Annotated in this window: 11 protein-coding genes; 6 read left to right on the top strand and 5 right to left on the bottom strand. The window is 68.0% G+C overall.

Features of this window, described 5'->3' with window-relative positions:
• Positions 1 to 61: 61 nt before the first annotated feature.
• Positions 62 to 1,222 carry an acyl-CoA dehydrogenase family protein gene (locus E3T23_RS04500; RefSeq protein WP_134369320.1) on the bottom strand — a complete coding sequence of 387 codons (1,161 nt, stop codon included), beginning with the start codon at positions 1,220 to 1,222 and terminating at the stop codon, positions 62 to 64.
• Between the two features lie 201 nt (positions 1,223 to 1,423).
• The gene (locus E3T23_RS04495; RefSeq protein ID WP_134369216.1) at positions 1,424 to 2,158 is read right to left on the bottom strand and encodes a TetR/AcrR family transcriptional regulator; all 735 of its coding nucleotides are present in this window, start codon (positions 2,156 to 2,158) and stop codon (positions 1,424 to 1,426) included.
• Between the two features lie 677 nt (positions 2,159 to 2,835).
• Here E3T23_RS04495 and E3T23_RS04490 point away from each other — a divergent pair.
• Together E3T23_RS04490 and E3T23_RS04485 are read left to right on the top strand one after the other, a co-directional pair.
• A complete protein-coding gene (locus tag E3T23_RS04490; protein WP_134369215.1) occupies positions 2,836 to 4,326 on the top strand; it encodes an alpha-amylase family glycosyl hydrolase in 1,491 nt (496 codons plus the stop codon).
• Positions 4,327 to 4,375: 49 nt separating this feature from the next.
• Positions 4,376 to 5,350, top strand: coding sequence for a magnesium transporter CorA family protein (locus E3T23_RS04485; protein ID WP_134369214.1), 975 nt, complete (start codon positions 4,376 to 4,378; stop codon positions 5,348 to 5,350).
• Between the two features lie 44 nt (positions 5,351 to 5,394).
• Here the strand turns inward: E3T23_RS04485 and E3T23_RS04480 are convergent, their stop codons facing one another.
• Positions 5,395 to 5,580, bottom strand: a complete 186-nt coding sequence (locus tag E3T23_RS04480) for a hypothetical protein (protein WP_134369213.1) — start codon at positions 5,578 to 5,580, stop codon at positions 5,395 to 5,397.
• Between the two features lie 125 nt (positions 5,581 to 5,705).
• Between E3T23_RS04480 and E3T23_RS04475 the strand changes: the two genes are divergently transcribed.
• The 4 genes from E3T23_RS04475 to E3T23_RS04460 all read left to right on the top strand — a co-directional run bounded on the left by E3T23_RS04475 (position 5,706) and on the right by E3T23_RS04460 (position 8,105).
• Positions 5,706 to 6,278: an RNA polymerase sigma factor gene (locus E3T23_RS04475; protein ID WP_134369212.1), complete on the top strand. Its 573-nt coding sequence runs from the start codon at positions 5,706 to 5,708 to the stop codon at positions 6,276 to 6,278.
• Positions 6,275 to 6,871, top strand: coding sequence for an Asp23/Gls24 family envelope stress response protein (locus E3T23_RS04470; RefSeq protein ID WP_134369211.1), 597 nt, complete (start codon positions 6,275 to 6,277; stop codon positions 6,869 to 6,871). Before E3T23_RS04475 ends, E3T23_RS04470 begins: the two co-directional genes overlap by 4 nt.
• Positions 6,864 to 7,244: a hypothetical protein gene (locus E3T23_RS04465; RefSeq protein ID WP_134369210.1), complete on the top strand. Its 381-nt coding sequence runs from the start codon at positions 6,864 to 6,866 to the stop codon at positions 7,242 to 7,244. Before E3T23_RS04470 ends, E3T23_RS04465 begins: the two co-directional genes overlap by 8 nt.
• Positions 7,245 to 7,346: 102 nt before the next feature.
• Complete coding sequence (locus E3T23_RS04460; RefSeq protein WP_134369209.1) at positions 7,347 to 8,105, top strand: SDR family NAD(P)-dependent oxidoreductase; 759 nt, start codon at positions 7,347 to 7,349, stop codon at positions 8,103 to 8,105.
• Between the two features lie 31 nt (positions 8,106 to 8,136).
• Here the strand turns inward: E3T23_RS04460 and E3T23_RS04455 are convergent, their stop codons facing one another.
• Complete coding sequence (locus E3T23_RS04455; protein ID WP_166806201.1) at positions 8,137 to 11,073, bottom strand: putative bifunctional diguanylate cyclase/phosphodiesterase; 2,937 nt, start codon at positions 11,071 to 11,073, stop codon at positions 8,137 to 8,139.
• Between the two features lie 121 nt (positions 11,074 to 11,194).
• Positions 11,195 to 12,604, bottom strand: a complete 1,410-nt coding sequence (locus tag E3T23_RS04450) for an aldehyde dehydrogenase family protein (protein ID WP_134369208.1) — start codon at positions 12,602 to 12,604, stop codon at positions 11,195 to 11,197.
• Positions 12,605 to 12,708 lie beyond the last annotated feature (104 nt).

Raw genomic sequence — 12,708 nt, 5'->3', positions numbered from 1 at the left:
CCATAAGTCGAGCATTGGTCACGGAGTTAATGCGATCGCAACGCGAGCGACGCCGTTCGGGTCAGCGGAAGGCGCCGATTCCGGTGAGGTCCCTCCCGATCAGGAGCGACTGCACGCTCTCGGTTCCCTCATAGGTGTGCAGCGATTCGATGTCGGCAAGGTGCTGGATGACGTGGTTTTCGAGCAGGATGCCGTTGCCGCCGAGCATGTCGCGGGCCATCGACGCGATCTCCCGCGCCGCCCTGGTGTTGTGGTACTTCGCCAACGACGCCTGGATCGGCCGCAACGTTCCGGCCGCGTCGAGCTCGGCCAGGCGCAGACAGTGCAGCTGCATGGACGTGAGCCGGGACAGCATCATGGTCAGGCGCTCCTGCACGAGCTGGAAACCGGCGAGCGGCTTGCCGAACTGGATGCGCTGGGTCGAATAGTTCAGAGCCGCCTCGAATACCGCCGTGGCATGGCCGAGGGCCGACCAGGCCACCCCGAGCCGGGTGGCGAAGAGCACCGCGGAGGCGTCCTTGAACGTGCGGGTGCCCGGCAGCACGGCGTCCGCCGGAATCCGCACGTCGGTGAGGGTGATCCGGGCCTGGTGGATCGCGCGGAGGGATCCCTTCCCGGTGATCGTCACTCCGACATACCCGGGGGTGTCCTGTTCCACCAGGAAGCCGCGCACATTGCCGTCGTCGTCGCGGGCCCAGACCACCGTCACGTCGCCGACCGAGCCGTTGCCGATCCACTTCTTCTCGCCGTTGAGCACCCACTCGTCCCCGTCGCGCTGCGCGGTGGTCTCGAGGCCGACCGAATCGGAGCCGTGGTCGGGTTCGGTCAGGGCGAAGGCGCCGAGTTTCTCGGCACGGGCCAGCGGCACCAGCCAGCGATCCTGCTGCTCCGGGCTGCCGAACAGCGCGATGCTGCGCAGGGCCAGCCCGCCCTGCACCGCGACCACGGTGCCCATCGAACCGTCCCCGCGGGAGATCTCCATGTTGACGAGCCCGGCCGCGAGCGGCGACATGGGACTCAGCCCGGGGCCGACGACACCGTCGGTGAGGAGGTCGAGCTCGCCCAGCCGTCGGGCCAGGTGCAGCGGGTACTCGGCCTTGTCCCAGGCCTCCGTCAGTTCCTCCAGCGACTCGGTGGCGAAGGTGCGCGCACGGTCCCAGAAGGCACGGTCGGCCGCGGGAACATCGCCGAACACACCGTAGTAGTCGGTGTCGAGGGGCATGGAGACGTCGTAGTCGGGCACGGTTTCCCTTTCGTGGAAGATGGAGTCGTTGGTCACAAGCCGGCCACGCCGGCCGGGTGGAACGGGGCGCCGCCGGCGGCCAGCGAGGCGCGCTGTGCACGGTGCCCCTCTGCGCCGGTCGACTAATGCTCTGTACAAGTTGTACTTGACACTCAGTCCCAGGTCAACTGATACTCAGTGTCAGATGAAGCGCGCCTGGGCGCGAAGGCGCTCCTCGATGGCGCGAGCCACTTCCGTGGGGTCGGTTGCGGCCGGAAAAACGGCCACGACCACGTCGCCCACGGGCCGTGCCTCGGGGCCCGGCACCGCGGCATCCGGGTGGAAGAGCCGACGGACCTCGGCGAGTTCGGCGGCCAGCGAGAACGGGCCGACGTTGTCCGGCGCCCGGATCAGGCGCCGCAGCACGAAGTTGTGGGTGGCCGTCACGGCGGCCGCGAACCGGATGGCGGTCAGGGGCGGCACGTCCGGCACGGTGCTGCGCAGGTAGCTGGCGAACATCCGCTCGTACCGGATCGCCATGATGGTTTCCCGGTCCCGCAGCACGGGGGTATCCCGGACGACCCGATCCCGGATCCGCACGATCTCGAGTCGCTCTCGGAACCGCTCGAAGACCATGGAGGCCGCCTCGCACACGGCCAGCCAGGGATCGCCATGGGGAGCTGCGAAGTACGTGTCGATGAGCACGGCCAGTTCATCGTGGTCGGCGAAGATCACATCGTCCTTCGACCGGAACTGGCGGAAGAAGGTGCTGCGCGAGACCCCGGCCGCCTCGGCGATGTCGACGGTGCTCGTGGCCTCGTAGCCGTGCTCCGAGAACAAGCGAACCGCGATGTCGGCGACCTCGACCCGGGAGAGCGGTCGCAGCGGCCGCGGCGGCGCGGTCGGCGGGGAGGATGCGGCAGGCAGTTCTGGCATGATCTGGCGAAATTATCACGGAACCTGTGCAAACGGATGCCGCGGGCCGGCCGGTCACCCCCTTCTTGTTCTGATCGCTCCCAGCGTTCCGGCCCTGGTGTTCGGGCTGGCCACGGACACCCTCCCCCTGCTCCTCACGAGCCTCGGCGAGTGGCTCCACCGGGAGCAACTCCACCCACGCGGCTCTGGTCGCAGGCACTAAATCCGTGTAGTGTCTCCGTCACAGTGAATAGTTACGGTGCGGTTGTGCCGAGAGAGTGCGCTCCCCCCATGGACTTCAATCCCCACTGCCCGCGGCGCTCGTGCGACGGACGAATGCGAACCCGGGCCGTGGCCACCGACACCCTGGCGGATGAAGAGATCTGGTTCCAGTGCGAGGATTGCGGATCCGAGAAACACTGGACGAACCTCGGCGACCAGGACGCTTCGCGACACTAGATCGGATCGTCTCCCGAGCGATCGCCTGCTTTCGAGGTGCCGCCTCGCGAGAGCGGGGGAAACGTCGGTTTCGACCTCGCAAAACGACGATTCACCCGCTCTCGCGGCCGGGACGGGTGGTGGACGGGTGATGAACGTGCGGGCCGGACCGGTGACGGAATTGCTCCGACCCACCGGGTGCCGTAACTTCTGAATCGGTGCCGCTGATCCTGCCGCGCCGAGTCGAACCGGAGTTGAACATGACCAAAATCGAGCTGCTCGTCTATGCCGATCGCCTCGGCGGCACCATCCACGACCTGCAGACCCTTCTCGACGGCCCGCTGCGGGCCTTCGGCAGCGTGCACGTCCTGCCGTTCTACGTCCCCTTCGACGGCGCGGATGCCGGCTTCGACCCGATCGACCACTCGGCGGTCGATTCCCGCCTGGGCACCTGGGACGACATGCGCAGCCTCGCCGGCACGCGCGGGCTCACCGCGGACCTGATCGTCAACCATGTTTCGTCCTCTTCGGTCGAGTTCCTCGACTGGTTGGCCCGCGGCACCGCCTCCGACTACGAGGGCATGTTCCTCACCTTCGACACCGTGTTCCCGAACGGCGGCACCGAGAAGGACATCACGGCGTTCTACCGGCCGCGGCCCGGACTCCCGTTCACGGCGTACCAGGGTGCCGCCGAAAGCCGCCACCTTGTCTGGACGACGTTCATGCCCACCCAGGTCGACCTGGACGTCAATCATCCCGCCGCCCTCGCCTACCTGCGGCGGGTGCTGCAGACGCTGGCCGGCGGCGGCGTCTCGACGGTGCGGCTCGACGCCGTCGGTTACGCCGTGAAGACCCCCGGTACCGACAGTTTCATGACCGAGCAGACCCTCGAGTTCGCCCGCACGGTGGTGGCCATGGCCCACGAGGAGAACCTCGAGGTGCTCGTCGAGGTGCACGCGCACTTCAGCCAGCAGCTCGCGATCGCCCCGCTGGTCGACCGCGTCTACGACTTCGCTCTGGCGCCGCTGCTGCTGCACTCGCTCGGCACCGGAACCGTCGACCGCCTCGCGGACTGGTTCCAGATCCGCCCCGCGAACGCCATCACGGTGCTCGACACCCACGACGGCATCGGCATCATCGACGCCGGTCCGATCGGCGACAGGCCGGGCCTGCTGACCCAGACCGAGATGGTCGACATCTTCGCCCGGGCGGAGCGCGCCACGCACGGTCACTCCGCGATCGCCTCCGTCATTCCGGAGTGGTTCACCCTTCCGCACCAGATCAACGCGACCTTCTACAGTGTCCTCGGCGGAGAGGAGTTGCCTTATCTGCTGGCCCGCGCCGTGCAGCATTTCCTGCCCGGCCGACCGCAGGTGTACTACGTGGGGCTGTTCGGCGGCCTCGACGACACTGAACTGTTCGGGCGTACCGGCAACGGCCGGGACGTGAACCGCCACGTCTACACGGCGGACGAGATCGAACGGGCCCTCACCACCGACGTGACGCGCGCGCAGCTCGGCCTGGCCCGCATCCGCAGCACTCACCCGGCCTTCGACGGAGACTTCTCCTGGGCCCACCTCGCCACCGACCGGCTCGAACTCCTCTGGACCGGTGCAGACGCCAGCGCCCGGCTCACGGTGGCCACGACGCTGGACGCCCCGAGCATCCGGATCGAGTTGACGGATGCCGGACGCACGCAGGTGCTCGACACGGTCGCATCCGTCGCCGACTGGGGACACTCGAACCGCTGATCCGGCGCGCCCCTGCGGGCGCAGCCCGTCTCGCGCGCTTGACTGAGGTGTGCGCACACGAACCCGCTGTTACCGCGACGGAATCCTCGTCGATGAGGACTTTCCCCTGGCCGATGTGTCGGAGCATCTCGCTCTGCCCAACAGCGTCGTCTGGGTGGACCTCCCCGATCCCGGCGAGAGCGACCTGGCCCTGCTGGCCAAGGAGCTCGACCTGCACGAACTGGCGGTCGAAGACGCCTTGACGCTGCGTCAGCGCCCCAAGCTCGACCGCTATGCGGACCACCTGTTCCTGTCCGCGTACTCCATCGACATCGAGCGATCCACGGCGCAGGTGACCACGAACGAAATCGCGGCCTTCATCACCGACCGGGCGCTGGTAACCGTGCACGCCGATGGAAAGTTCGACCTGGATGCGGTCGTGACCCGCTGGGATTCCACCCCCGACCTGGCGAGCAACGGCGTCTCCTACCTTCTGCACGGCCTGCTCGACTACCTCGTCGACGGCTATTTCGAGGCGGTCGAGGCCCTCGACGACGAGATCGAGGACCTCGAGGATCAACTCTTCCTGCCCAACACCGACCAGGAGCAGGTCCAGCGGCGCTCCTTCGTCCTGCGGAAGAGCCTGGTGACGCTGCGGCGGATCATCCTTCCCATGCGCGAGGTCGTCAACACGCTCCTGCGCCGGGACCTGCATTTGCTCCAGGACGAGATGGGACCGTACTTCCAGGACGTGTACGACCACGTGCTGCGGGCCATGGAGTGGACCGAGAGCCTGCGCGACCTGGCCACCAGCATCCTCGAAGCCAACCTCGCGATCCAGGGCAACCGGCTCAACGTGATCACGAAGAAGGTCACCGGGTACGCGGCCATCATCGCCGTGCCGACGGCCGTCACGGGCTTCTACGGCCAGAACGTGCCGTACCCCGGTTTCGCCCAACCGTTGGGCTACTACAGTTCGGCGGCGCTGATCATCGGCCTGTCGGTGCTGCTCTACGTGCTCTTCAAACGCAACGACTGGATCTGACGATCAGTGTCTGAAAGCACCCTGGGCGTCTTCGCGAGCCTTCTTCACACCGTCCCCCGCTGGTGCTTCGTGGGGGGAAGCCAGGCGCGCGTGCGCCAGACGTACGCGGGCGTATCCATCGATGCCCCGGAGCCGCCATCATCATCGGTCGGACCGACGAGAAGTGCATCGAACGTGGGCGGGACGGAGCCGGTGGGTACGGTTTCGTCGACGGCGGGCGAGTAGAACATCGGGCATCCTTCGGGTACGGGGCTGACAGAGGCTGTCGTCAATAGGACGTGGTTTGTGCCATATTTGTCACGCGTGGTTTATCAGATGTTTTTTTGGACACGGCGGGCGGAAGGGCGGAGGAGCTATGCCAACGACCCGGGCCCCGCTCGCGTCACCGTTGGAGTCCTTCTCCGACCAGGTCCTGGCCGATCGCGCCGCGGACGGGGACGTGCGGGCGTTCGAGGTACTCGTTCGTCGCTACGGCCCGCTGATGCGGGTGTATGCCAGCCGGGTCCTCGGATCGAATGATGAGATGGACGACGTCGTGCAGGAGTCCTTCATCACCGCGTGGCAGCAGCTGCCCACCCTTGACAACGGCGCCGCCGTGAAGAGCTGGTTGATGCGGATCGTGAGCCGGAAGAGCGTCGACCGGATCCGTGCCCGGCGCCCGCATGTCAATATCGACCTCACCGACGCACCGACCCCGGAGCGTCATTCGCCGGATAGACTGGCCGAGGCGGAGTCCCAAACGGAAGCGCTGACGCGTGCCCTCGCCGATATACCCGAAGACCAGCGCCGCTGCTGGATGCTGCGAGAGCTCGCGGAATGCAGCTACGGCGAAATCGCGGAGGAACTGGAGCTTCCCGTCTCGACTGTTCGCGGCCTCCTCGCCCGTGCCCGGAAAACCTTGCTCCAAGAGATGGAGGAATGGCGATGACCTCCTCCGACGCGCTCGCCGGCCACACCTTCGAAGAGCTGAGCGACTACCTCGACCGGGACCGAACCCCGGCCGACCCGAGCATCGACGGCTCCCCCGAGTGCCAGATCGCCCTGCGCGGCATGCAGCGGCTCCGGAACACGCACCGTGCCCTGCTCAAAAAGGACGTGGAACGCGAATCCGAGCGCGAGGACAGCTGGGTCAACTCGATTCTGCAGCACATCAATCTCGAGGCGCGCGCAGGCCGCGATATCCCGATCAGCCATCCCTCACCCTCCGCTCGCCTGATCGTGACCGAAGGTGCGGTGCGTGGCATCCTGCGTGCCGCCGGTGACAGCGTGCCGAACATCATCGTCGGACGATGCCACCTGGACGGCGATGTCAGCGTGCCGGGCGCACCCGTCATCGTGCGCGTGGATGCCACGGTTCTGGAAGGCGAGATCATTCCGTCGCTCGCCGATCAGCTCCGGGAGTCGGTCTACGCCGCGCTGAGCCAGCACACGGAACTCGCGGTCGAAGCCGTCGACATCACCATCCGTGACCTGTACCAAGTCCCGGCACCTGCGCCGGTGAAAGCGAGCAGCGATGAGTGACGCCACTGCACCGGGGCCGGTGACGTCCGACGCCGGGTTGTCGTCCGCGCTGACCGACCAACTCGACGAGGCGGTGCGGGCCGTCCCCGGCGTGGACGCACTGTACTCGGCGGCGCCGCTCGTGGCGACCGTGGTCGCTTCGGTGATCGCCACCACCGTTGAAGCCGTGACCGGCCGGCCGAAATCGAACAGCCCCGTCGCGGTCGACGAGAAGAAGGGCGGCCTGGAGATCGCGGTCAAGATCGGCGTCACCGCCCCCTACGCGGCCATCGACGTGAGCCGCCGTGTGCACAACGCGATCACGGAGCAGCTCGGCCAGCACGGGAACCCGGACGTGGCCGGGATCGCGGTCACCGTGGCCCGGATCGACTGACCTGGCCCGCAGCCTCCGCCATGGCAGGTTGGGGCAGCGAGTGCTACTAGTGAGTGACAGGTGCCGCATTCCGGCGGCCGCGCGTTCACAGAGGAGCACTCCATGACAACCGCATTCATCCCGAACCGTTTCCGGGGCCAGACGGCCATTGTGACCGGCGCGGGGTCCGGGATCGGGCGCGCCACGGCCATCCGTTTCGCCAGCGAGGGAGCCAGGGTCATCGCGAGCGATATCTCCCAGGATCGGCTGGACCAGCTGATCGCCGACTTCCCGGACCTCGGCATCGTCACCCTCGTGGGCGACGTGGCGCTGGAGGAGACCTCGCAGGCGCTGCTCGCAGCGGCCGGCGGAGCGGTCGACGTGCTCGCGAATGTGGCCGGCATCATGGACTCATTCCTGCCGTTGGCCGAAGTCGACGACGCCACCTGGGAGCGCGTGTTCGCGGTGAACCTCACCTCGATCATGCGACTCACCCGCGCGGTCCTGCCGGGCATGATCGAGGCCGGCCACGGCGCGATCGTGAACGTGTCGTCGGAGGCCAGCCTGCGGGCATCCGCTTCGGGTGTCGCCTACTCCGCTTCCAAGCACGCGGTCAACGGACTGACCAAGAGCGTCGCCGTCGTTTACGGGCCGAAGGGAATCCGGGCCAACGCCGTGGCGCCGGGAGCGGTGAAGACCAACATCGAGGCACCGTTCAAGTCGGCCTGGGCCCAGGAACGCCTCGGACCGCTCCTGTCGATCATCCCGTCGTTCGCGGAGTCCGAGGAGCTGGCAGCCTCAATCACCTGGCTGGCGAGCGCCGACGCGAGCAACGTCAACGGCGTGATCCTGCCCGTCGACGGCGGGTGGGCCGCCATCTGACGTGCGGCACTCGCCGCTCGCCGGTGGCCGGTCATCGCAGTGAACGGTGAGTGCGCCGGTCCGGGCTGGGCTCGGCCGGACCGGGCTGACTAGGCTCCGCGCCGCCGCCAACGGGGCTCCCGGCCACCGCGTCCCAGGTCGCGCTCGGTCGGCCCAGCAGGTAGCCCTGGGCGAGCACGACGCCGCTGCTGCGGAGACTGTCGAGCTGCTCCGTGGTCTCCACCCCCTCGGCGATCACCTCCACGTCGAGTTTGGAAGCCAGCGCCAGGATCCCCTCAACGAGGGAGACGGCGGTGGCGTCCGGGAGATCCGTGATGAAACTGCGGTCGATCTTGATCTGGTCGACGGGCAGGGTGTTGAGCCAGGTCAGGGTCGAGAAGCCGGTGCCGAAATCGTCGAGGGAAATGCGGATGCCCAGGCGCCGCAGCTCCACGAGGCGCTCGACGATGCCGGGCAGGTCGATGAGCGACCTGCTCTCAACCACCTCGAGGGTGAGCCGCTCCGGTGCGAGGCCGTTGCGGTTGAGTGCCGCGCGAACCGTGGGCACGAGTCTGCGGTCGAGGAGGGTCGCGGCGTCGAGGTTGACCGCCACGCGCAGAGGCCGGACGCCCAGCTGCGGCCACGCGGCCACGTCCCGGCAGGCGGTCGCAATCACCCACAGGTCCAGCTCGGTGATGAGACCCCGTTCCTGCGCGAGCGGCAGGAACACGCCCGGGGCCAAAACACCAAGTCGCGGGTGCTCCCACCGGATGAGGGCTTCCGCACCGACCACCGTCTCGTCACCGAACCGGGAGATGTCCACGACCGGCTGGTAGTACAGCCTCATCTGGTTCGACTCCACCGCGCGGGCCAGTTCCACCAGCAGCGACGGGTCGGTGCCCTCCGGCGATTCGATGCCCGGCGGTATGCTCCCCTGTGCCACGGTGCCGGTGCCGGCGATCTGATTCCGTCCCGTTCTCTTCGCGTCGTACATCCCGGCGTCGGCCGCGTCGAGGAGCTGCTCGCCGCGGCCTCCCGGCCCCCGGTGCGACGCCACTCCCACGCTGGCGGAGATGCGCACGTTCTGGCCGGCCAGGTGGAAGGGCGGATTCAGGCAGTCGACGACGCGGCGGGCCAGCTCGACGGCCGAGTCCTCCCCGTCGAGATCGGTGACCAGCACGGCGAACTCGTCGCCGCCGAGACGGCCGATGGTATCGCTGGTTCGGATCTCGGCGCGCAGGCGAGCCGCGACCTGCCGCAGCAGCTCGTCCCCGGCACGGTGGCCCAGCCGGTCATTGACACGTTTGAAATTGTCGAGGTCGCAGAACAGGACCGCCGTGCGGCCGTGCGGCCGGCACTCTGCCAACGCGGTGTCGAGCAGTAGCGCGAACAGGGCCCGGTTGGGCAAGCCCGTCAGGGTATCGTGCTGGGATTGATGCCTCACGGTCTCGAGCAGCCGGGCCTTCTGCATGGCCGTTTCACCCTGATGACTGACACCTTCGACCAGGGTGATGGCCTCGGCCAGGACATCGGCTGCCACGGGGTCGACCCAGCTGGCCGTCGCGACGCCCATCAGCACATCCCCGGCAAGAAGGGGCACGGCGACAACGTTGTGTGAACCGATGGAGCGCAGCAGCTCCGCCAGGGCCGGACTGGCGTCGTCGGAGGCGATCAGAATGCGTTCCTGCCGTCTGAGAACGCCGAGAAGCTCCGGGGTCTGCTCCACAGTCAGTGTCGTGCTCAGGAACAGTTCCCGCTCGGCCGGTTGGAAGCCGACAGCCGAGGCAGGCCGGAGCTCACCGAGGTCGGCATCCCACAGGAGCACGGCTGCCGCGTCGCTGCCGACGATCGTCGCCAGTGCCGACGCGACGACGTCCGCGATCGCCTCCACGCTGTCGCTGGTCGCCAGTCGGTGGGCGAGGCTGAGTAGTGCGGCCGTGCGGAGCCCCTCCCGGCGGGACTCCTCGAGCGCCGTGAACAGGTCGAGGGCTGCCGCGGCGTGTCCGGCGTAGGCCGCGAGCAGGGCCCGATCTCCGAACATCGCGGTGTGTCCGTCCGCGAAGACGGCGGCCAGGTGCCCGTGGATTTTGCGGTTGGAAGCGATGTCGACGACCAGCGCGCGTTCGTCCAATGGCTCGCCGCGCAGCATCCGTGCCACGAGATCGTCGGCGTCTTCCTCGCTGAGTCCGCGGTGGCGCACCAGCGGCCTGCCGCCCGCGGCTGGTTCGACGATGAGCAGGTATGCCGGCGCGAGCACCGCGGCGGCGGCTCGATCGACGATCCGTGCGAGCACCTCGTCGACGTCGTCGCTATTGACGAGGTCAGCGGCGGCCAGCTGGACTTCCCGCACCTTGTCGCGCAAAGCGCCGAGGGATGACTCCACCCAGCGGCTCCGCGTGCGCCACGACCACCAGTGCGCCCGCGTCGACCAGGTCAGCACGTATTCGCACGCCGGGTAGCCGTCCGACTGGCACTGCGGGTGGCTGATCAGGGCGGGGGCGAGGCCGAAGATGGCCGGCACGGACGATAACAGCCCCTGGGCGTATTGGCAGTCGAGTCGGGACGGGCGATAGCCGTCGTGGAGGCGGTAGCGCACGGTCGCCCGGGTCTTGCCGATCTGGAGAGCATCGACCGTGGACGTCGTGGTGAACTTCGGCACCATCCGCGGCATCTGGCGGAAGATGGCCCCGGGTGAGGCGAACGTGCTCAGCAGCTGCACGAGCACAGGATGGATGTCGCCCCGGACCGCGCCGGTGCCCACCGTGAACATGGTGCTCGGGTCGCCGAGCACCATGGTTGCCGCCTCGAACAACCGAATGCGAGTGGCGTAGCTGACCCACGTTGACGTGTTCTGGAGAGTCGCGGCATCCTGGTGCACGCCCGACCGGGCGAGCACCTCGGTGACGGCTCCGTCCCCGCCCCGCTCCCGCACATGGCGCAGGAGTAGACCGATCGTCGTGCTCGCGGTCTCGCGCGGCTCAGCATCCATCGTCTTTCACCCCTCGAATACTCTACCGACGCGGTTCGGTCAGGGGTTAGCGGGACACGACGACCATCGCCGTTCACCGCACTCGGTGCGGTGAACGGCGATGGTCGAGGGGCGCGGCCGGTCAGCCGTTGATCACCTGGGGCACCCCGAGCGCCTTGAGACCTTCAACGCCGAATTCCAGGCCGTAGCCCGACTGCTTGGAGCCGCCGAACGGAATCATCGGGTGCACGCCGCCGTGCCCGTTGATCCAGACAGTGCCGGTCTCGAGACGGGCCGCGACTTCCCGGGCTTTTCCGAGATCGGCCGACCACACCGAACCGCCGAGGCCGACATCCAGGCTGTTCGCCTCCCGGATCACCGCGTCGAGGTCGGTGTACCGAATGATCGGCAGCGCCGGCCCGAACTGCTCCTCGACGACGAGCGGGTTGGCGCCGTCGATGTCGGCGATGAGAGTGGTCGGGTAGAAGTAACCCGGCTGGTCGCGGTCGGGGTTCCCCCCGATCAGCACGCGGGCGCCGGACTCCTTCGCCGATTCGACGAGGCGGGACACGATGTCGAACTGCGCCTGGTTCTGCAGCGGACCCAGAACGTTTTTCTCGTCGAGCCCATTCCCCATCGGCATGGCAGCGGCGACGGCGGTGAGTTCCTCGCAGACAGCGTCGTAGACGTCGTCGTGCACGTAGAGGCGCTTCAGTGCGGCACAGGTCTGTCCGGTGTTGATGAAAGCGCCCCAGAACAAGTCCTGGGCGATGGCCTTCGGGTCGACGTCGGGCAATACGATGCCGGCGTCGTTCCCGCCGAGCTCCAGGGTGAGTCGCTTGACGGTGTCGGCGGAACTTCGGATGATCGCCTTGCCGGTGGCGGTCGAACCGGTGAACATCACCTTGCCCACACCCGGGTGGGTGGACAGGCGCGCACCGATTTCGCGGTCGCCCGACACCACCGTCAACAGGCCGGCCGGCAGCACCTGGTTCATCACCGCGACGAGGCCCAGCACGCTGAGCGGGGTGTGCTCCGAGGGCTTGACCACGACAGCGTTGCCCATCCGCAGCGCCGGCGCGATCTGCCAGACCGCGATCATCATGGGCCAGTTCCAGGGGCCGATCGCGGCGACGACGCCGATCGGGCGATAGTGCACCTCGGCGTGGACCTGGCCGTCGTCGACGACCACCTCGGCCTCGAGCGGCGTCGCCGCAGTGGCACGCAGCCAGGCGGATGACGCACCGACCTCGAAACGGGCGTTCGGCCCGTTCAGCGGCTTGCCCTGTTCGCGGGAGAGCAGTTCGGCGAGCGGCTCGGCAGCGGCGTCGATCGCATCCGCCACTCGGTTCAGGATGTCGCTGCGCGCCGCGTGGCCCAGGGCCGCCCAGGCCGGCTGAGCCGCCCCGGCGGCGGTGACCGCGCGGTCGAGGTCCCGGGCGGTGTCCACGGGGGCCAGGCCCACCACCGCTCCCGTTGCGGGATCGAGGATTTCTCTCGTCGGGCCCGAAGCCGGCGTGATCGTCGCAAGGAGATTGTCGTAGGTGTCCATGGGTCCTCCACTTTGAGTCCGGTAGTTCTCTGAACCTATCCAGCGGATGCCCGGCCCGTTTGTCCCAGCGCGCAGTGCGGTTGTTGTCTGGCGCAGAACCGTCG

The organism is Cryobacterium cheniae, from assembly GCF_004403395.1.
GTDB classification, from domain to species: Bacteria; Actinomycetota; Actinomycetes; order Actinomycetales; family Microbacteriaceae; genus Cryobacterium; species Cryobacterium cheniae.
Note: the sequence above shows the minus strand (reverse complement) of the source record. Positions and strands in the feature narration are given on the sequence as shown.